This is a genomic window from Prolixibacter sp. NT017, assembly GCF_009617875.1.
GTDB lineage: Bacteria > Bacteroidota > Bacteroidia > Bacteroidales > Prolixibacteraceae > Prolixibacter.
Window position 1 is genome coordinate 910,993 of record NZ_BLAV01000001.1, and the last position, 20,767, is coordinate 931,759.

The following is a 20,767-nucleotide window of genomic DNA, read 5'->3' on the forward strand; positions in this document are numbered from 1 at the left end:
AATCCCGATTCAAACTAATTTATTGCAGTTACACCACATATTAATTTTAAATTTGGGTTTTATGAAAAATAAAATCCTAAAATGAATTTAAACCAATACATCGACAACATAAACAAACGCTACAAATTAGGCAATGCCACTGAACACACGTTTCGTGGAGATTTGCAACAACTTATTGAGAATATAGTTCCAACAATAAGGGCGACAAACGAACCGAAAAGACAGAGTTGCGGAGCGCCTGACTACATCCTGACAAAAAAGGATAACTTGTCCCGCTCGGGCGGGATTCCGGTTGGATTTATCGAAGCAAAAGATATTGGCGATAAAGACCTTGAAGGAGCAAAGAAAACAGGTAATAAAGAACAATTCGACAGATACAAAGCATCGTTGAATAATTTGATATTTACAGACTATCTCGACTTTCATTTATATCGTGAGGGACAATTTGTAACCAAAATTGCGATTGGAGAAGTAACTGAAAAAGGGATAAAACCAATACCGGAGAATTTTGAGCGATTCGAAAATCTGATAAAGGATTTTTGCACCCACATTGGGCAAACCATAAAAAGCAGTAAAAAATTGGCCGAAATGATGGCAGGTAAAGCCCGCCTTCTTTCTGAGGTTATTGAAAAAGCATTGACAAGCGATGAAAACAACAGCGAAGACAGTACGCTGAAAGACCAAATGCACGCTTTCAAACAAATTCTGATACACGATATTACACCCAAAGGATTTGCTGATGTGTACGCTCAAACCATTGCTTACGGAATGTTTGCAGCTCGTTCGCACGACCCGTCGCTGGCAACTTTCAGCCGACAGGAAGCCTACGAACTCATTCCAAAATCAAATCCATTCCTTAAAAAACTGTTTGGTTATATTGCAGGTTTGGACGTTGACGACCGCATAAAATGGATTGTTGACGATTTGGTGAGTATTTTCATTGCCTGCAACGTAGAGGAGATTTTGAAAAACTACGGAAAAAGCACAAAAATGGAAGACCCAATCATCCATTTTTATGAAACATTCCTGAGCGAGTACGACCCAAAATTGCGTAAAGCCCGTGGCGTTTGGTACACACCTGCACCCGTTGTAAACTTTATTGTACGTGCCGTTGACGATATTCTAAAAACAGAATTTGATTTACCGCAAGGACTTGCCGACACGAGCAAAACCAAAATAAAAGTTGACGTACAAGGCAAAAAGATGGAGCAAGAAGTACATAAAGTTCAAATACTCGACCCAGCCACAGGAACAGGCACATTTTTAGCAGAAGTTATTAAACACATTCACCTTAAGTTTGAAGGGCAACAAGGCATTTGGAGCTCTTATGTGGAAACGCATTTGTTGCCTCGCCTTAATGGTTTTGAATTGCTTATGGCAAGTTATGCAATGGCACATTTAAAACTTGATTTGTTGCTTACTGAAACAGGTTATAAACCTACAAAAGACCAACGTTTTAGAGTTTACCTTACTAACAGTTTAGAAGAATACCATCAAGACACAGGAACTCTCTTTGCCAACTGGTTAAGCTCCGAAGCCAACGAAGCCAACCACATTAAACGAGACACGCCGGTGATGGTAGTAATGGGAAATCCGCCGTATAGCGGTGAAAGTGCCAACAAAGGCGAGTGGATAATGAGCCTGATGGAAGATTATAAAAAGGAACCAGGCGGAAAGGAAAAACTAAAAGAAAAAAATTCAAAATGGCTCAATGATGATTATTGCAAGTTTATCCGCTATGCCCAACATTTCGTAGAAAAAAACAACACTGGAATAGTTGCATTAATTAATCCTCATGGGTTTCTGGATGCTCCTACATTTAGAGGAATGCGCTGGAATTTGATGAATACCTTCGACAAACTATATATCCTTGATTTACATGGAAACTCACGAAAAAAAGAGGTTTCTATGGATGGGTCATCAGATGAGAATGTCTTTGACATTATTCAAGGTGTCAGCATAAATATCTTCGTTAAAACTGGCAATAAAAACAAAGGTAAACTTGCCACAGTAAATCATTTTGACCTCTATGGGAAACGACAAAATAAGTATGATTTTATTTCTCAGAATTCCATTGGCTCTGTTGCCTGGCAATTATTACCATGCAAAGCACCAGAATATTTTTTTGTGAATAAAGATTATTCATTAAAGGCCGAATATGAAAATGGATTTTCTGTTTCCAATTTGTTTCCGACAAATGGTGTTGGCATTTGTTCAAAAAGAGATTCAATTGCATTCCAAGAATCCAAGAAAGACATTAAAAAGGTTGTCGAAGATTTCTCGGTTTTATCAGAAATTGAAATCAAGCAAAAATATTCAGTAAAGTCTGAAAGTAGAGACCAAAAAATCTCATTAGCAAAACAGAATATCAATGATTATGGATTAAATGACAAGTATTTAATTCGTTCCCTTTATCGACCTTTTGATGAAAAATGGACATATTTTACAAATAGAGTTCGAGGTTTTTTAGCATATCCTGTTTTTCAAATTATGAAACATTTTGTAATTGGCGAAAATATTGGTCTATGTTTCGTTAAAGTTGGTAGAAATGCTGATAATCAAAACTTTTTTGTGACAAATAAGATTGTTACTAAAGATGCGATTTCTTCACTTGATAGCATAAATGTATTCCCCCTCTACCTTTATACCGAAACCACCGCCCAGCAAACGATAGAGCCAGCAGCAACACGTTCGCCCAATCTAAACACAGTAATTGTAAAGCAAATAGCTGAGAAATTGGGATTAGGTTTTGTTCCGGAGAAAGAAGTCGAAGGCAATGTTTGTTTTGTCAACAGCCCCGAAGTGCGCGACGATTTTAAAACCACTTTTGCGCCCATCGACCTGCTCGATTACATCTATGCCGTTTTGCATTCGCCAACATACCGAGAAAAATACAAGGAATTTTTGAAAATTGATTTTCCGAGAGTACCGTACCCGAAAGACAAAGACACGTTTTGGCAATTGGTAAAACTTGGGGGCGAAATTCGACAAATTCATTTATTAGAAAGTCCAACGGTAGAAAAATACATAACCCAATACCCGATTGATGGAGATAATGTGGTAATCAAGCCACGCTTTTCTCCCTCCCCTTCGGGGAGGGCCGGGGTGGGGTCAGTTTATATTAACGACACGCAATATTTTGACAATGTTCCCGAAATAGCTTGGAACTTCTACATTGGCGGTTATCAACCAGCCCAAAAATGGTTGAAAGACCGCAAAGACCGCAAACTCGAATTTGAGGATATTTTGCATTATCAGAAAATAATTGTAGCCCTTTCGGAAACCGACAGGTTAATGAAAGAAATTGATAAAATTGAAATTGAATAAGCCGTGAAAAGAAAGGAATTTGAAAATCTATTTGCGACTTTCAATGAAAATGGAAAGCAAATTTGGGTAATAACCAGAGTTAAAGAATTACCTAAGCCAATTGTAAATATGGCCCTTAACCTTGCCGCATTGGATTTTATTAAATTTATAAATATTAACGATGAAGCATTAGCGACTTCGAACGAGAACTACCCAAAACGTCCGAAAGTGCCAATTACAAACATGAACCACGAAACAGCAATTGGGGTTCAGATATTGTACAGTCCTGTTCACAAGTATATAAATTTTTATGATATTAATTCACCAATTAAGGGTAACGGTAATAAAATGGTTGATGCAATATTGAGAGCTTTGCCGAAAGATTGGCATCCCTCGGTTGTTATGGATTGGAGTAATGGATTTTGGGAAAAAATGAAAGAGAAATATGCAAATATAGAATGGATTATGTAAGAGATTAACAGAATTTAAATAGAATAGCGCCTGTAAATAAATATCAATTTTAAAAAAGGAAACCTGGCAAAAACGAAAAATTTTGTCAGGTTTCCTTTTTTAACCGACTGTAAGAGTAATTAATAAAAGATTTCACTTAAAATTTTAAAATCATGAAAAGAATTTTTACTCTGTTTTCAGTATTTTTGATGGTTATTTCCACATTAAATGCTCAGTTGGTTATCAAAAAAGATAACCTGTTCCGCACAGCCGACCAAATGTTGTTGGCCAATGAGTTATTTCTGAGTGGTGAACCATTTGCCGAAAGTCTCGGCTACAACCTCGATGACCTTGACCCGATGGTGCCCAACTCTCCTGACTCCATTGCTTATGCAACCGGAATTGAAGGATACGAATATTCACGCTACCTGCTGGGTTCTGTAATTTCACGTTCAGGCATTGGGCTGAACATGATGTGGAGCCCGATGATTGGCCAGATGGCAGCCATGGAACCTGAAGGTTTTGATGGTTCGTTTACCGGTGGCATGGTCAACGGTTTTAAAGAAGACGATGAAATGATGATGATGGTCGGGCATTTCAGTATGTTGGCCAACCAAATGGCACCGATGAACCCGTTTCCGCAATTCGCCGATTTTGAATCGGGAAACCCGCAGTTGCCCCAAACCGTGGCGCCCGATTTTGCAATGGATTTCGCCTCTTTGCGTTGGGACCGCTCTCAATTCAGCAAAGTATTGAACCCTGCGGCAATGGGACAATCGCTTTGGAAACAATATTACTGGGCGAAAGATATGTTAGGCGCTTTTCACGACGGCGACGATAACGGAATTGAAGCAGATGGAATTATCTCGCCCGATTCAGTTGGAAGCCCAAATTTCGACCCGAACAACAATGTTTTTTACGGTGGAAATAATCTTGACGGCTTTATCGGTCAGGTACTTACTGCCGAAAGTATTAACAAAGTGGCTTTTATTCTGAATAACCTGGCTTACGATGGTTCTTCGCTTGGAATGGTTGACCCCGCTACTTACGACCCGGCAAACGGGATTAAATATTTTCCACATCGTGTAGCCGTAACCGAATCGGCTGTAAACGAAATGTTGCCTCCAAAATTATCCGGTCTGGAAGTAATTGATGCAGGCAGCCAGCTTTTCGACCAGATTTCACTCCTGCTGGGGACAATCCACTTCAAAAACATGATGGACCCAACAATTAATGACCCGGAACATTATGCATACCATGCTGTTTTTGATGGAAATCCGTTTCCTGCACCAATGTCGCAAACCGGAATGATGGGGGCTTACGATATAATGGCCGGAGCAAGCATGGTATTGGTTAAAAACTTACTGGCAATGCATTATAACGAAACGGCAGGAACTTTTGTCGATGTTTCCGGTCTTGCGGAAGGCGCCGTTTCAAAAGGGAATACAATCTCATCGGTAAATGCCGGATATGTTTTGCTGGCCTTAAAAAATGTTGCAGAAGAATTTGCCGGTACACCACTCGCAACAATGGCTACCGACGCATTAAACGCACAGGCATCCTTTATATATAGCTCTTTAAAAGACACGGAAGGCGGTTTTTACAACGGATATGACATAACAACCGGCGCCGACCAATCTGCTAAAAAAGCCGAAAGCCAGGCTGCCATTTCACGCGGACTTTATGCAGCTTACGAGCTTACCAACAATTCAGCCTATCTCGATGCTGCAAACGAAGCTTATCAATTCCTGATTAGCAGATTCTATGTTCCATCAGAACAAATTTTCAGAACAGAAGAAGGAAACAACACCGCATCGTACAATCCGTTTAATCTGGCAGTTTTGAGTGGCGGTTTACGTGAAGCTTCATTAGTTGGAGGACAAACCGATGCTGCCGCCATTTACACCCGATTTTTCAATAAGGTTTACAGCCCAATGTTACTGGCCGAAGCCGAATTAACCGGTGAAACCGGAAATGATTCGGATGGCGATGGGATTCCTTATGTGGCAGGTGGAACAGTGGCAACCGTTTTTGCGGCAGAAGCTGAATATTCGTTTACCATTACAGGTATAAGCGACCGCTTGCAACAACAGGCCGGACTGAATATTTACCCCAATCCGGTAAGCAACCAGGCTACCATTTCATTTAACGATAAGGATTTTACCAACACTTCGGTTTCAATTGTGAATATTGCCGGGCAAACCGTTCAGCATTTTAACACCAACAAAAACCGGAATATCAACTGGAATGTTCAGGGCATTAACAACGGCATCTACTTCGTGCGTCTTGAATCGAACGGAAAACCTGTTTCCGTGAAAAAAGTAGTTGTGAACAAATAAAAATCGCTGTTGTGATATTTTATAATGGCTGTTCTTTTCAAGGGGCAGCCATTTTTATTGAAAAAACTTTACCTCCTTTTTATTCACTTTTGTCAGGTTCAAACCACTTCAGCGTCTATTCCTTTGAAATCAAAAAAATATAAAATTAAAAATCATTCAAAATGGCAAAAATAGCTATCGTAATTTATGCTGACACCGATACGGCGGAGGCATTGGGAAAAGTATCAAACGCGTTTATGCTGGCGCTCGAAGCCGTTGAAAATAAAGACGACCTGAAAATTATTTTCGAAGGGGCAGGCACCAAATGGATAGGCGAACTGGAAAAAGAAGACCACAAAATGCACGCGTTGTATTCCGGTTTAAAAGACAAAATTACCGGCGTTTGCGATTATTGCGCACAGGCGTTTGGCGTTAAAAGCAAAGTGGAAAAAGCTGGTGTACCGCTGCTTTCAGAGTTTAAAAAACACCCCAGCCTGCGCAGCCTGTTTGCCGAAGGGTATAGTGTTATAAATTTCTGATAAAAAAAATAAAAATAATTGTCAGGATTTAAAAAACTGCACGACTATACCGTAAATAAAGACAAAAAAGTTCTTTTTAATAATGTTAAATTTTAAAATTTTAAAATCATGAAAAATGTAAAAACAATCTTCGCAAGTGTGGTTCTTATCGCATTGGTTTCAATTTCTGCTTTTGCAGGAACAGGTTCAAAAGTTATTGCAGTGGTTAACGAGGCAAGTTGGTGCCCAACCTGTCAGAACAATGGTATGCGGGCTATGGAAACTTTTAAGGAAAACAACAAAGACATGGCTATTCAGTTTGTGATGAACGATTTATCGACCGATGAAACAAAAGCAAAATCGCTTGCAGAACTCAAAAAAGTTGGTCTCGACAAAGCAATGGCTGAACGTAAAGGAACCGGTGTTGCTTATTTTTTCGATGCTGACAGCAAAAAATTAATCAATGAAGTTAGTGTTGCCAAAAGCAACGAAGAACTTGCCGAAGCATTGACAACCGCAAAAAAAGGTGCGAAATAAAAAATCAGGTATTGTAAAACCAAAGGCGGAACTAAACACTCCGCCTTTTTTATAAAAAAATTATGGCAAAAGAATTAACTGTAAGCAACTTCGAGGAAGTGGTGCTGCAATCAAAACAACCTGTATTGGTCGATTTCTGGGCGCAATGGTGCGGCCCCTGTAAAGCCATCGGACCGATAATTGAGGAAATTCACAATGAGTATGAAGGAAATGCAGTAGTTGGAAAAGTAGATGTGGACTCCAACCAGGAGCTGGCCGTTAAATACGGTATCATGAATATTCCAACAGTCCTGTTTTTCAAAGACGGGCAGGTAGTGGATAAATTAAAAGGCGCTGCGCCAAAAAAAGAATTTGTAAAGCGGCTGGAAAGTCTTCTGTAAAATCCTGCTCTTTATGCCACTGAGCCAATGTAAGCGATTTTTTATTGGGCAAATTCAAATGAAAACAATGATAAGAACAATTAAACAGATGAAAACAATAACTACCATACTCCTTTTACTGGTTTCTGTAACGGGATTCTCCCAAATTTACGACCCGGTAAAATGGGAACTGAAAGCAGACCGTTTTGCTCCCGATTCGGCACGAATTACAATAAATGCAGACATTGAAAAAGGATGGCACATTTATAGTCAGGCGCAGGACAAAAATGATGGTCCGGTACCTACTTCTTTTGAATTTGCGCCTAATTCAGGCTACGAGCTCATAGGAAAAACAGAGGAACCGGTCCCAATTACAAAGAAAGAACCTGCATTTAATAATGCAACAGTTTCTTTTTTTGAGGGAAAGACTTCGTTTAGCCAGAAAATTGCCCTGCGTGCCAGCGACAGTTTGCAAATTGGCGTGGCGGTAACTTTTATGGTATGCAGCGACGAAATGTGCCTTCCACCCGAAACGCGGGAATACTCAGTAACTGTAAAAGAAGGGCCTGCATTTGTTGCCGCTGCTCCGGATGCCGGTTCGTTTGAGCCTGAAGGAAGCAACCTCGGAATCTGGGCAATATTTTTTGCCGGATTTGCCGGTGGATTGCTGGCTTTACTGACTCCCTGCGTTTTCCCAATGCTCCCTTTAACGGTGAGCTTTTTCACAAAACAAAGTAAAACCAGGGCAAAAGGTATTCGTAATGCGTTAATTTATGCTGCTTCAATTATTGTAATTTATGTAACACTGGGTTTGACAATTTCACTTTCATTGGGCCCCGATGCACTAAATTCATTGGCAAGCAATGGAATTATGAACCTGGCATTTTTTATCATTTTTGTGGTATTTGCAATGTCGTTTTTTGGCGCTTTCGAAATTACATTACCTTCGAAATGGCTAAACGCATCGGATAAAGCAGCCGACAAAGGCGGATTAATCGGAATCTTTTTTATGGCGTTTACCTTGTCGCTGGTATCCTTCTCTTGCACAGGGCCAATTATTGGGAGTTTGCTGGTGCAGGCGGCTGTTAACGGCAATGTTACGGGTCCGGCTATCGGTATGCTGGGATTTGCTGTTGCGCTGGCGTTACCTTTTGCACTTTTTGCAGCTTTCCCGGGGTGGTTAAATTCGCTGCCAAAATCGGGCGGCTGGCTCAATTCAGTAAAAGTAATTCTTGGTTTTATTGAACTTGCTTTTGCCCTAAAATTCCTTTCTGCTGTTGATTTATCGTACCATTGGGGCATTATCACCAGAGAAGTTTTCATAGCGTTATGGATTGTGATATTCGGATTACTTGGTTTTTATTTGCTCGGGAAATTACGGCTTCCGCATGACGATGAACAGAAAAAAACCTCGGTTACCGGGTTAATGACAGGTGTTTTGGTTCTTGGGTTCGTTGTTTACATGGTTCCCGGAATGTGGGGCGCTCCGTTGAAACTGATAAGCGGTTTTCCTCCTCCATCGTTTTATACCGAAGGTTGGAGTTTGCAAAATACAAGTTCTGCAGTGGCGGTTAATACCGCGCAAGCTGCAAATATTTCAACGGTTTCCGATAATGAATTCCATTGCCCGCATGGGCTCAATTGTTTCCACGATTACGAAACAGGAATGGCCTATGCAAAACAGGTAAACAAACCGGTTATTCTCGATTTTACCGGATGGAGTTGTGTGAACTGCCGCAAAATGGAGGACAACGTATGGAGCGATAAAACGGTTTTAAACCTGCTTAGTAACGACTATGTGCTGATTTCGCTTTATGTGGACGACAAAACCCGGCTTCCTGAAAATGAACAGTATGTTTCGGAAACTACAGGGAGGAAAGTGAAAACCATTGGCAACAAATGGAGCGATTTTCAGGCAACACATTTTCGGACCAATGCCCAGCCATTTTATGTGCTGATTGACCACGACGGAAACATGCTTACCAAACCCAAAGGGTACGATACAAGTATTGACGGATATATTAAATTTCTTAACGAAGGTTTGAAGAATTTTGGGTCTTAACAACTGTTTAAATCCCGCAAAGCCGCGAAGACGCTAACTAAAATGAAGATAACAACATTCAAATCTTAGTGTCTTTGCGGTTTTTTTATATAAGTTTTATACCCGCCTTTTAATTCTGAAAATAGTTGTAAAAAATTCACTTTCAGTTGTCAGGTTTTGAATTGTTTACGACTGTTCAGGCATAAAACAAGAAATGAATAAAAAAAATCAAAAAAAAGGACAAAATGAAAAAGAGAAAAATTATCAAATTGGGTATTATAACAGTAGTTGCGGGGGTTGTAATTGCAGGTGCAGTTGGCCTGTACATGTTTAACATGCCACACCGGGATGTTCAGTCAGTAAAAGCTGATTTCAGCCTGAACAGCTCCGAAATTGTTGCCGAATACCTCGCCGATGCTAATGCAGCAAATGACAAATACCTCGCTGCCAACGGTGAATCGAAAGTACTTGAAATTACCGGCACAGTAAATAAAATTTCAGAAGATTTCGACGGACAAAAAGTGGTGCTGTTGAAAGCTGACAGCGACAAAGCCGGAGTGAGTGCAACGTTTACACCCGAAACAAACGCGAATGCAGAAAAATTGCAGGTGGGGCAAAACGTAACCATAAAAGGCGTAATCCGTGCCGGTGCAGCTTACGACTCGGACCTTGAATTGTACGAAAACGTAATCCTCGAAAAAAGTGATATAGTAACAAAATAAAAATCACAGTTCGACTTCGCTCACTGTGACAGTCACCCTGAGCGGAGTCGAAGGGTGTTTCAAAGAAAAAATCAAATATTCAATAACAATTTAAAAATTTTAAAAATCATGAAAAAATTAGTCTTATTAACAGTAGTAGTTGCATTATTTGCAAGCATTTCGGCCACAGGCCAGTCAAAATTGGTGAGTTCAAAATCGCACATTAAATTTTTCTCGACCACACCGGCCGAAAACATCGAAGCGAACAACACCACATCGGTGAGTACAATTAATCCTGAAACCGGCGAAATCGTTTTCTCCGTGCCAATGCAGGGGTTTGAATTTGAAAAAGCGCTGATGCAGAAACATTTCAACGGTGAAGATTTTCTGAATACAAAAGAGTTTCCAAAAGCAAAACTCACTGGAAAAATTACCAACATCGATAAGGTGAATTTTAAAAGCGACGGGACTTATGATGCACATGTTGAAGGCGAACTTACCATTAAAGGCGTAACAAAACCAGTTCACGAAATGGGGACTATTATCGTAAAAGGCGGAAATGTGGCCGCCAACAGCAAATTCAACATTACGCTGGCCGACTACGGGATAAGCTTTGTAAAAGGAAAACCATCCACCAACATTGCAAAAACCGTAGAAGTTACCGTTCAGGCTGAATATGCAGTTCAATAAAAACAAATTAATATGAAAAAGAAAGCAGCGATTTGAAAAACCGCTGCTTTTTAAATATTTGAAAAAATGGAAAAGATTCAATTTAAAAAGATTAAGGAAGCAAAAGGATTGCAGCCAGGCGAAACAGTAAAAGATTTTTCGGCAGTTGACCTGAACGATAACGTTTTCACACTCAGCGAAGCCTTAAAAAAGGGGCCGGTAGTGGTCATTTTTTACCGCGGACAGTGGTGCCCGTTTTGTAACAAACACCTGAAAACACTGGAGCAAAACCTGGATAAAATTTATGAGAAAGGCGCCAGCGTTATAGCAATTTCCCCCGAGAAATCGGAATTTCTGAAACGTACTGCCGATAAAACCAAGGCTTCGTTTTCGCTTCTCTTTGATGAAGATTATAAAATTGCTGAAGCTTTTGATGTGGCATTCAGGCCTACAAAATTTGAACGAACCGTTTACAATAAAATCCTGAAAGCTGATATGAAAAATGCCCATTCCGACGACAGCGAACAATTGCCCATTCCGGCAACTTTCATAATTGGAACAGACAGTAAAATTATCTGGCGCCATTTCGACCCGGATTATAAAAAGCGGTCGAAAGTGGATGATATTGTTAAAAATATTCCTTAAAAAAAGTATTTCCGGCAATTGATTTTGTCAGGATTGGACAAAACTTTCGTCTATTCATAAAAATCAAAAAAACAACCTTAATAGTAATAAGAAATGAAAAAAGTGGCAAAAGAAAATCTGATTCAGTTGAGCGGAATGCTTCAACTCATCAGTAAAGAACAATACACGCAAAATTCGGAAATACTTTCCGGCTCGTCCGTCGGGCAGCACATCCGGCACATTCTGGAGTTTTACCTGCTGTTGGTTTCCGGCTCGTTTTCTGGTATAATCAGTTACGACAAACGCCAGCGTGACAAACAAATTGAAGAAAATCCGCTCATCGCCCTCGAAACAATCGACCGGTTGTTAAAAGGAATCGATACACTCGATTTAGGGCAGACTGTAAAATTTGAAGGCGATTTTACCACCGACGGCTCGCACGATAATTTCACGGCCAGTTCGGTGGGCCGCGAGCTTGCCTATTGCATCGAGCACAGCATCCACCATCAGGCAATCATCAAAGCCGGCCTCATTGGCCTGGGTTTGTCGGCTTTAACCGACGAAGATTTTGGCGTGGCTTATTCAACCATTCGTTACCGCAAAAACCAATGTGCACAGTAAGTTACATACCAAATGCTAACGGGAGCAGTTTTGTGCTTACCTCGAACCGCGACGAAAAAGCGTTCAGGCCAACCATTGCGCCACAAATATATGAGCTCGGTGAAACAAAAACAGGTTTTCCGAAAGATGAAAAAGCCGGTGGTTCGTGGATAGCAGCCAACAACAATGGAAGGTTGTGTTGTCTGCTTAACGGCGCTTTTGTGGCCCACGAAAAGAAACCGCATTACACGCAAAGCCGCGGAAATATTCTCGTTGAACTGGCATCTTCTTCCCTTTCGCCTGTCGATTTTTATGAAAACAAAAATTTGATGAATGTTGAGCCTTTCACGATTGTTACGGTGGAAACGTCGAATAATAAAATCACCCATTTCAGTGAATTTATCTGGGACGGCAACAAGAAACATTTTAAAGAACTTAATCCCGGGGAACCGCAAATCTGGTCGTCGGTTACACTTTACAGCGAAGAACACCGCAACCTGCGAAAACAGTGGTTCGGCCGTTTTTTAAAGAATGTAAACGGTAATATTTCGCCCGAAAGTATTTTGGGTTTTCACTCCGGTAAACATACAAGTGACAATTCAATTAATACGGTAATGGAGCGCGAAGGGGGTTTAAAAACCGTTAGCATCACCCAGGTAATTCCCGAAAACGGAAAATTCAGGATGAGTTATTTCGATTTGCACAACCATGTAAATACAGCCATTTCAATATGACTTTTCAGAAAAAACATACCGGATTTGCCATTGCCATTGCCTGGCCCGAAACCTGGTGCAAACAATCGGGCGCCTGGTACGACGGGTTTATTAACCGGATTGGTATCAGCAAACACCATTATTACAAGGTAGGCCATGCAGCGCTGGTTTTGATTGATGATAAAACCGGCAAATGCAATTATTTCGATTTTGGCCGCTACCACACCCCGTTTCAGCATGGCCGTGTCCGTAGTGAGATGACCGATGACGGACTAAAAATGAAAACCGTTGCTAAAATTTCAGCGGACAAAGAACAGATTTTGAATTTCGAAGAAATTTTAACTGAATTGCAGCAGAATGTAGAATGTCACGGCGAAGGAAATATCCATGCTTCCTATAGTCGCATCAACTTTGAAAAAGCATTCGGTAAAGCTTCGCAGATGCAGCAAATCAGCCCCATCCGTTACGGGCCGTTCCGATACAAAGGGAGCAACTGTTCGCGGTTTGTAAACACTGTTCTCCGTGCAGGAAATCCCGACTGGAAATCAGCTTTTAAACTGAATTTTTTGGTGCCGCTCACGCCAACTCCCATGAACAATGTAAATTCGTTTCCAAATAAAACGATGCTTCCAAAACTGTTGCCATTTACTTTTGCGCCATCTCCAATTACTGATAAAAGCAAATTAAAAAGCACACTAAAAGAACCTGTCCGTGCTGCCGGAATACCAGCAACTTCACAGTGGCTGGCAGGTGAAGGAGCAGGCTCTTGGTTTACGATTGACTTTGAAAATCACTTATTGAAAGTTACCCGATATTCGGTTTTTGGAGCTATTGAATGTGCAGGTTTGTTTGAAAATAAAGATGCAATCAAGGTTTTGAAAAACAAAAAATCATATAAAGTTGCTTATCCAAGTGATTGCAAAACGGTTTCACTCAATTTGAATGGCTCGGAATTTAGGTTTAACCGTACACTTTAATTTTTACAGGGTATGCTGAAAGGAAAAAAAATATTACTAACTGTCGGGCCGACAAGGGAATATTTAGACCCTGTCCGGTTTATTACCAACGAATCGAGTGGAAAAATGGGATTTGCCATTGCTGAAGAATTGCATAAGGAAAATGCTGAATTGATTATTGTTTGCGGACCTGTTAATATCCAGCCAAAAGTTCCAGACAGAAATATAAAAAAAATAACCACGGCGTTGGAAATGTACGAAGAGTGTCAAAAACATTTCAGCGACGTTGATATAGCCATTTTTACAGCTGCCGTTGCAGATTACAGGCCAAAACATCAGGCCAATTCCAAAATTAAAAAAGATGGAAATATTGCTACAGTTGAATTTGTTAAGAATCCTGATATTGCAGCAGAGTTTGGTAAGATTAAGATGCCACATCAAATATCAGTTGGTTTTGCCCTTGAAACTGATAATGTAATTGAGAACGCACAAGAAAAGCTAACAAAAAAAGGATTTGATATGATTGTAATTAACAGCCCAAACCATGGTGAAGGATTTGGATATGATACCAATAAAGTTTCTATTCTCATAAACGGGCAAAATATTAAGGATTATCCTTTAAAATCGAAAAGTGAAGTCGCAAAAGATATTGTGGATAAAATCAAATCTTTATTATAAAAAAAGTTCCCTAACAGTAGTTTGTCAGGTCCGGAAATCCCAACCGGATAGCTGCTTTTAAATTGAATTTTATAGTGTTGCTCACATCAGCGCACCAGCGCCATTAAATAATGTCAGTTCATTCAGAAACAAACAACTCTTCCAGAATTATCGCCTTTCACCTTTACACTTTCACCAATTGCAGATAAAAGCAACCTAAAAGGTATGTTTCCAGTACCGGCACTCGAATTCAATTATTAAAGGCTACTCATTATAGTTTTACACAGATTTTCTCTTTTTGATTTACCACTTGTCTTTCTTAAATTGCCGTTGCTACAAATATCGGTATAGCTTCGGCAAATTGGCCTTAAGCAAAAACAATTTATTCTTAATTGTCAGGAATTTGACTTTCAAACGACTACTCCACCAAACAACTTAAAAAATAACAATCATGATAAAAATAGTATTCATTATGGCAATTTCCATTTTATCTTTTTTTTCTGTTACTGCGCAAAATGCAGGTTATAAACAGGTAAACCCGGCACAATTCGAACAACTGATAAAAAAGCCGGGCGGTGTGTTGCTCGATGTTCGTACTCAAAACGAGTTTAAAAACGGGCACATTGCCAACTCAGGCCAACTCAATTATTACGCGCTCGACTTTCGGAAAAAATTGTTGATGCTCCCTAAAGAAGAACCCATTTATTTGTACTGCAATACCGGCTGGCGCAGCGAAAAAGCCGCTAAAATTTTGTCTGAAAACGGGTACAAAAACGTGTATAACCTTGAACACGGGATTATGGACTGGGAATTGCAAAACCTGCCGGTAGCGGTTGACCCTGATGCAAAACCCGACACCGAAAATAAAATGGAATACGAAGAACTGGCGCGGTTTATCGAATCGGGAAAACCCGTGTTTGTTGATTTTTATGCACCCTGGTGTGGGCCCTGCCGCACCATGATGCCGATGGTTGAAGAACTGAAAACAAAATACCATGGCAAAATTACCGTCGTAAAGGTAAACGTGGATGCCAGCAAAAAACTGGTGAAAGAGATGAAAATCCAGAGTGTGCCTTACCTGGCGCTGTACAACAACGGCAAACCGGTGTACACCAAAAACGGGCTTACCGCACGCGACGAATTGGAAAAAGCTTTTCAACAAAACATTAAGGGTTTATAACAATCCCTTTTTTTAAAACAATATTTAAGTATTTGCTTAAATAAGAAAACAATTTCAATGAAACCTGTCTGTAAATAAAAAACATACAAATCATGGATAATAATCAAACATGTATAAGGGTATTTGCCGACAGCGTGCAAATCAACCATTGCCGGGAAAAATTGCAATCATCGCAAAAAACGTTAGCCGAACTGAGCAACCTGCTGGCCCTCGCCGGCAACGAAGTCCGGTTGAAAATCCTATTTCTCCTGGAAGAGGAAGGCGAACTTTGCCCTTGCGACCTCTCGGATATTCTGGGAATGAGTATTCCGGCCGTATCGCAGCACCTTCGTAAAATGAAGGATGGAAATGTAGTTGAAGCCAGACGCTCAGGGCAGACCATTTTTTATTCGCTCAAACCTGAACAAACCGCGCTTCTTCAACCCTTATTCAAACACATCATCAACAATAATTCAAATAAAGTTAGTGTATGAAACGACCATGAGAAAGGCTTTCACAAAAATGCAAATGATTATAATCATGGGAGTTCCATCTGTTACCATTAAAAACAAACAATTATAAACAGATGAAAACAACAAACAAATTTGCCGGAGTGGGAGTGCTCACGGCAATCGCTGCATCGTTATGCTGTATCACACCAGTTTTGGCGCTTATTTCAGGCGTTGGCGGAATGGCATCCGCATTTTCGTGGATGGAACCTTTCAGGCCATATTTAATTGGGATTACTGTTTTAGTCCTGGCATTTGCCTGGTACCAAAAATTAAAACCCCGAACCGCAGAAGAAATCCAGTGCGACTGCGAAACAGAGGAGAAACCCCCGTTTATACAGACTAAAAAGTTTCTGGGAATCGCAAGCGTGTTGGCATTCCTGATGATGGCCTTTCCCTATTATTCCAACGTTTTCTATCCCGATAACCAAAAGCAACCGACAACTGTGGATGCAACCGGGCTCATTACCCTCGACCTGAAAGTTGAAGGAATGACCTGCGAATCGTGCAACCTCCACGTTGCCCATGCCGCGCAGGAACTCAACGGGGTTACCAAAGCCGAAGCCGATTACAAAACGGGCACAGCTGAAATAAAATTCGACCCCTCGAAAACCTCGGAGGATGAAATCGTTCAATCCATCAACGCAACCGGCTATCAAGTTGCAGGAAAAGAGGTTAAATAATTTTTTTGAAGCATTATTTAAGCATTTGCTAAAACATTTAAAAACAAATAGTATGAAATTTACAGAATTCAAAATCAAAGGCATGACCTGCGACCACTGCGCGCAAACCATAGCCAAAAAGTTTTCGGGGAATGAAGGAATCATCGCTAATGATATCAGTTATCCTTCGGGTACCGGCAAGTTTGAGTACGACCCCGAAAAAATCAGCAAAGAGGAAATCACGGCCATCATCGACAGCACCGGCCACTATAAAGTGGCGGGAGAAATTACCAGCAGTGAAAATAGTCATGCTGCAACTGAAAGTCAGCCCACAAGTATCATTCATAATGAATCCCGGAGGGATGCAGAAACTCCAATCCCTTCTGGAGGAGGGGCCGGGGATGGGCTCTTCGATTTAATTATTATTGGCGGGGGTTCGGCTGCATTTTCGGCAGCTATAAAAGCTGAGAGCTTAGGATTAACTACATTGATGGTGAATGCCGGCTTGGATTTTGGTGGAACCTGTGTAAATGTAGGTTGCGTTCCTTCCAAAAATTTAATCCGTGCAGGCGAAACCGCTTTTCATGCCAGCCATTCCAATTTTCAGGGAATAAAACCACGCGGCGCTGACATTGATTTTGCACAGGTTATTCAGGGAAAGAAAAAACTGGTTGCAACCCTTCAGCAAAAAAAATACATGGACGTGGTGAGCGATTTCAAAAACTTGAAAATGGTGGAAGGCTGGGCCAGATTTGTAGATGAAAAAACTATCGAGGTCACTCCCCTCACTTTGGGAGGGGCCGGGGGTGGGCTCTTTAAAGGATTAAAATTCCTGATTGCCACCGGGGCTACAACCTTGGAGCCTTCCATTGAAGGGCTTAAAGATGTGCCTTACCTGACCAATGTTTCGTTGTTCGATTTGGAAAAGAAGCCCGAAACAATGATTGTGCTGGGTGGCGGGTACATTGCGCTTGAAATTGCCCAGGCTTATCACCGCCTGGGAACAAAAGTTACCCTGTTGCAGCGCTCGCCGTTTGTACTTTCTAAACTTACGCCCGATATTTCTGATGAGTTGCTGAAGCACCTGCGCCGCGAAGGCCTGAATATTCAAACCGGATTATCGTTTACATCCGTTACTGAAGAAAACGCGAGGATAAAGGTAAAAGCCGAAAAACATGGCGAACAAAAACAGTTTGAAGCTGAAAAAATTGTAGTTGCCACCGGAACAAAACCCAATACCGATAAATTGGGATTGGAAAATATCGGTCTCAAACTCGACCCAAATGGGCACATCCTGGTCAACGACAAAATGGAAACCAACCTGCGCCATATTTACGCTGCAGGCGATGTGTCCAACACCCCGGCCTTCGTTTACACCGCTGCTTTCGAAGGGAGAATTGCCGTTGAAAACGCCTTTACAGGAGTCGACAGTCGGGCAGATTATTCGTCGCTACCTTGGGTAGTTTTTACCGACCCGCAGGTGGCCGGCACCGGAATGGACGAAGCGGAAGCCAAAGCCCGAAACATTCCGTTTGAGGTTTCAAAACTGGAACTGAAAGATGTTCCGCGTGCCATTGCCGCCAACGACATGCGAGGGTTTATCAAACTCATCCGCAATACCGAAACCGACAAATTAATCGGTGCAAGAGTGGTTGCCCCCGAGGGTGGCGAACTCATTCAGCAATTGAGTATGGCCATTAAATTTGGAATCACCGTTAAAGAATTATCCGAAAGTTTTTATCCTTACCTAACTTTAAGCGAAGGCATTAAACTTGCCGCCATCACCTTTGGAAAAGATATTTCGAAGTTGAGTTGTTGCGCGAGTTAAACTCCATTACGGCTGTTTTCTTTTTTAGATTGACTCGAAAAACTTAAATCCTGTAATCTGCGCAGTTTCCGGCAGAATAAATTCCGTTGCCTGTCAGGTTTCAGGATTTTTTACGACTATCAGATAAAATTAAAACGTTATGATTTCACAATACATATTATTTCTTCTTTTTGGCGCGCTGGCCACAACAATTGGCGCCGTGCCACTGGGGCTGGTTAACCTTTCGGTTTTGGATTTGGCCCTGAAAAACGATACACGCAGCGCAATACAAATTGCCCAGGGCGCCTCGGTTGTTGAAGTTTTTTTTGCACTCGCTTCGCTTTTGGCAGGGGCAAAATTATCACCATTTTTCGAAGGAAACCCGGTAGTGCGGTATTTCGTTTTTGCTGTTTTGCTGGTTTCAGGCCTTTTTTTCTGGTTCAAAACAAACAAGGAAAAAATCAGGAAAGAGACGCAAAAATCATTCGGTTTTATGAAAGGTGTTCTGCTAAATATTGTTAGCATTCAAGTGTTGCTTTTTTGGCTGCTTGCTGCCACCGTGCTTTCTGCAAAGCAATGGTTACCAGCAACATTTCCGGAGGTTTTGTTATTTCTGTCCGGAGTTTGGCTGGCAAAAATGGGCGTTTTAAAAGGTTATGCCTTCCTTGCTACAAAAGTGGCAATCCACGCCGAAAAATTTTCGGCCAATACAAACCGCATTATTGGCATTGTTCTGATAATGGTTTCAATCATTCAACTCATTAAAATTTAAATTCTTAAAATATGTCACAGAAAAATTATATACCCAATATTCCTGAAACTGCAAAAAAACGCGTGGTTGTAGTCGGCGGCGGATTTGCCGGATTAAAGTTTATTCAGAAATCGCTTTGTCAACATTATCAATTGGTTTTGTTAGATAAAAACAACTACCACCAGTTTCAACCGCTGCTGTACCAGGTGGCTACTGCTGGGCTCGAACCCAGCGCCATTTCTTTTCCGTTGCGGAAAGTGTTGCAAAAAGAGGAAAACATTCATTACCGTTTAGCCGAGGTGCAACAGATTTTTCCAGAAGAACAGGAAATTTCAACCAATATCGGTTTTTTGAAATACGATTTTCTGGTGTTGGCAACCGGCGCTGACACCAACTTTTTCGGGCAGGCTGAAATAGAACAAAATGCCCTTGCCATGAAATCAGCATCCGATGCGATTTTAATCCGTAACACCATTCTCGAAAATTTTGAAAAAGCGTTGCTCCAGGATTCGCCTGATAAAATGGAGAAATACCTGAATATTGCAATTGTTGGTGGTGGCCCAACCGGTGTGGAACTTGCCGGGGCACTGGCCGAAATGAAAAAATATATCTTTCCGAAAGATTATCCTGAAATCGATTTGGAAAAAATGCGAATTGTTTTATATGAAGGTTCGTCCAATTTGCTGGCTGCTTTGTCGGCACATTCGTCGAAACTGTCGCGGACATACCTCGAAAAAATGGGGGTTGAAGTACACACCAATATCAGGGTAACCGAATACGACGGAACAACAGCCACTTTGTCTGATGGCACTTCGTTCGATACAAAAACACTCATCTGGGCTGCCGGTATAAAGCCGAATGTATTGAACGGCTTGCCAAAGGATAGTCTGGGCCGCGGAGGCCGGGTTTTGGTGGACCGCGAAAACTGTGTAAAAGGGTTCGATAGTATTTTTGCTCTGGGCGACCTTTGTATAATGGAAACGCCCAAATATCCCAACGGACATCCGCAGGTGGCGCAAACTGCCATTCAACAGGCCGGGTTGTTAGCCAAAAACCTGAAACGTTTGGCAACCGGAAAACCATTGAAAAAGTTTGAATACATCAACAAAGGTTCGTTGGCAACAGTAGGCCGAAACCGAGCTGTGGCCGACCTCCCCGGTTTTAAACTGAGGGGCTTTGTAGCCTGGGTACTTTGGAGTTTTGTGCATCTGTTTACCATCATGGGCGTAAAAAACCGCATGTTTGTATTCCTCAACTGGTCGTGGAATTATTTTACCTACGACCAGTCGCTGCGGCTTCTGATTAAACCAGAACAGAAGAAATATAACGAAGGAATAAAAAACTTTGTAATAACGGATGACTCAGAGAATGAAGGAATAAAAATTCCTGATACCCGGCAATTAATTAGTAAATTACGAACAAATTAAAAT

At 41.2% G+C, this 20,767-nt stretch carries 20 protein-coding genes; all 20 read left to right on the plus strand.

All coding sequences use genetic code 11. The features are described 5' to 3' along the window. Positions 1 to 81 precede the first annotated feature (81 nt). The 20 genes from GJU87_RS03705 to GJU87_RS03800 all read left to right on the plus strand — a co-directional run bounded on the left by GJU87_RS03705 (position 82) and on the right by GJU87_RS03800 (position 20,764). The gene (locus tag GJU87_RS03705; RefSeq protein WP_153638258.1) at positions 82 to 3,327 is read left to right on the plus strand and encodes a type ISP restriction/modification enzyme; all 3,246 of its coding nucleotides are present in this window, start codon (positions 82 to 84) and stop codon (positions 3,325 to 3,327) included. Between the two features lie 3 nt (positions 3,328 to 3,330). Next, a complete protein-coding gene (locus GJU87_RS03710; RefSeq protein WP_153638259.1) occupies positions 3,331 to 3,777 on the plus strand; it encodes a hypothetical protein in 447 nt (148 codons plus the stop codon). Positions 3,778 to 3,929: 152 nt separating this feature from the next. Next, on the plus strand, positions 3,930 to 6,095 hold the full coding sequence (locus GJU87_RS03715; RefSeq protein WP_153638260.1) for a T9SS type A sorting domain-containing protein: 2,166 nt from the start codon (positions 3,930 to 3,932) through the stop codon (positions 6,093 to 6,095). Between the two features lie 161 nt (positions 6,096 to 6,256). After that, a complete protein-coding gene (locus GJU87_RS03720) occupies positions 6,257 to 6,613 on the plus strand; it encodes a DsrE family protein (protein WP_153638261.1) in 357 nt (118 codons plus the stop codon). 108 nt (positions 6,614 to 6,721) lie between these two features. Next, positions 6,722 to 7,129: a hypothetical protein gene (locus tag GJU87_RS03725; protein WP_153638262.1), complete on the plus strand. Its 408-nt coding sequence runs from the start codon at positions 6,722 to 6,724 to the stop codon at positions 7,127 to 7,129. A gap of 62 nt (positions 7,130 to 7,191) precedes the next feature. Continuing rightward, the gene (gene trxA, locus GJU87_RS03730) at positions 7,192 to 7,509 is read left to right on the plus strand and encodes a thioredoxin (protein ID WP_153638263.1); all 318 of its coding nucleotides are present in this window, start codon (positions 7,192 to 7,194) and stop codon (positions 7,507 to 7,509) included. A gap of 88 nt (positions 7,510 to 7,597) precedes the next feature. Next, positions 7,598 to 9,550, plus strand: a complete 1,953-nt coding sequence (locus tag GJU87_RS03735; RefSeq protein WP_153638264.1) for a thioredoxin family protein — start codon at positions 7,598 to 7,600, stop codon at positions 9,548 to 9,550. Positions 9,551 to 9,774: 224 nt separating this feature from the next. Next, positions 9,775 to 10,251 carry a hypothetical protein gene (locus tag GJU87_RS03740; RefSeq protein ID WP_153638265.1) on the plus strand — a complete coding sequence of 159 codons (477 nt, stop codon included), beginning with the start codon at positions 9,775 to 9,777 and terminating at the stop codon, positions 10,249 to 10,251. Between the two features lie 108 nt (positions 10,252 to 10,359). Next, the gene (locus tag GJU87_RS03745; RefSeq protein ID WP_153638266.1) at positions 10,360 to 10,920 is read left to right on the plus strand and encodes a YceI family protein; all 561 of its coding nucleotides are present in this window, start codon (positions 10,360 to 10,362) and stop codon (positions 10,918 to 10,920) included. 66 nt (positions 10,921 to 10,986) lie between these two features. Continuing rightward, complete coding sequence (locus tag GJU87_RS03750) at positions 10,987 to 11,544, plus strand: peroxiredoxin-like family protein (protein ID WP_153638267.1); 558 nt, start codon at positions 10,987 to 10,989, stop codon at positions 11,542 to 11,544. Between the two features lie 93 nt (positions 11,545 to 11,637). Beyond that, the gene (locus GJU87_RS03755) at positions 11,638 to 12,144 is read left to right on the plus strand and encodes a DinB family protein (RefSeq protein WP_153638268.1); all 507 of its coding nucleotides are present in this window, start codon (positions 11,638 to 11,640) and stop codon (positions 12,142 to 12,144) included. Further along, positions 12,132 to 12,857 carry an NRDE family protein gene (locus GJU87_RS03760; protein ID WP_153638269.1) on the plus strand — a complete coding sequence of 242 codons (726 nt, stop codon included), beginning with the start codon at positions 12,132 to 12,134 and terminating at the stop codon, positions 12,855 to 12,857. The genes GJU87_RS03755 and GJU87_RS03760 overlap by 13 nt, the downstream gene beginning before the upstream one ends. After that, on the plus strand, positions 12,854 to 13,813 hold the full coding sequence (locus GJU87_RS03765) for a DUF6695 family protein (RefSeq protein WP_153638270.1): 960 nt from the start codon (positions 12,854 to 12,856) through the stop codon (positions 13,811 to 13,813). Before GJU87_RS03760 ends, GJU87_RS03765 begins: the two co-directional genes overlap by 4 nt. A 12-nt stretch (positions 13,814 to 13,825) precedes the next feature. Further along, complete coding sequence (locus tag GJU87_RS03770) at positions 13,826 to 14,470, plus strand: phosphopantothenoylcysteine decarboxylase (protein WP_153638271.1); 645 nt, start codon at positions 13,826 to 13,828, stop codon at positions 14,468 to 14,470. Positions 14,471 to 14,900: 430 nt separating this feature from the next. Then, positions 14,901 to 15,629 (plus strand): thioredoxin, encoded by a 729-nt coding sequence (gene trxA, locus GJU87_RS03775; protein WP_153638272.1) that lies wholly within the window; start codon positions 14,901 to 14,903, stop codon positions 15,627 to 15,629. A gap of 92 nt (positions 15,630 to 15,721) precedes the next feature. Beyond that, complete coding sequence (locus tag GJU87_RS03780) at positions 15,722 to 16,102, plus strand: metalloregulator ArsR/SmtB family transcription factor (RefSeq protein WP_153638273.1); 381 nt, start codon at positions 15,722 to 15,724, stop codon at positions 16,100 to 16,102. A gap of 92 nt (positions 16,103 to 16,194) precedes the next feature. Beyond that, entirely contained in the window at positions 16,195 to 16,800 is a 606-nt protein-coding gene (gene merTP, locus GJU87_RS03785) for a mercuric transport protein MerTP (RefSeq protein WP_153638274.1), read from the plus strand. 52 nt (positions 16,801 to 16,852) lie between these two features. Continuing rightward, positions 16,853 to 18,607 (plus strand): mercury(II) reductase, encoded by a 1,755-nt coding sequence (merA, locus tag GJU87_RS03790; protein WP_228491851.1) that lies wholly within the window; start codon positions 16,853 to 16,855, stop codon positions 18,605 to 18,607. Between the two features lie 139 nt (positions 18,608 to 18,746). Continuing rightward, positions 18,747 to 19,358 carry a LysE family transporter gene (locus tag GJU87_RS03795; RefSeq protein ID WP_153638275.1) on the plus strand — a complete coding sequence of 204 codons (612 nt, stop codon included), beginning with the start codon at positions 18,747 to 18,749 and terminating at the stop codon, positions 19,356 to 19,358. Between the two features lie 11 nt (positions 19,359 to 19,369). After that, positions 19,370 to 20,764 (plus strand): NAD(P)/FAD-dependent oxidoreductase, encoded by a 1,395-nt coding sequence (locus tag GJU87_RS03800; protein WP_153638276.1) that lies wholly within the window; start codon positions 19,370 to 19,372, stop codon positions 20,762 to 20,764. Positions 20,765 to 20,767 lie beyond the last annotated feature (3 nt).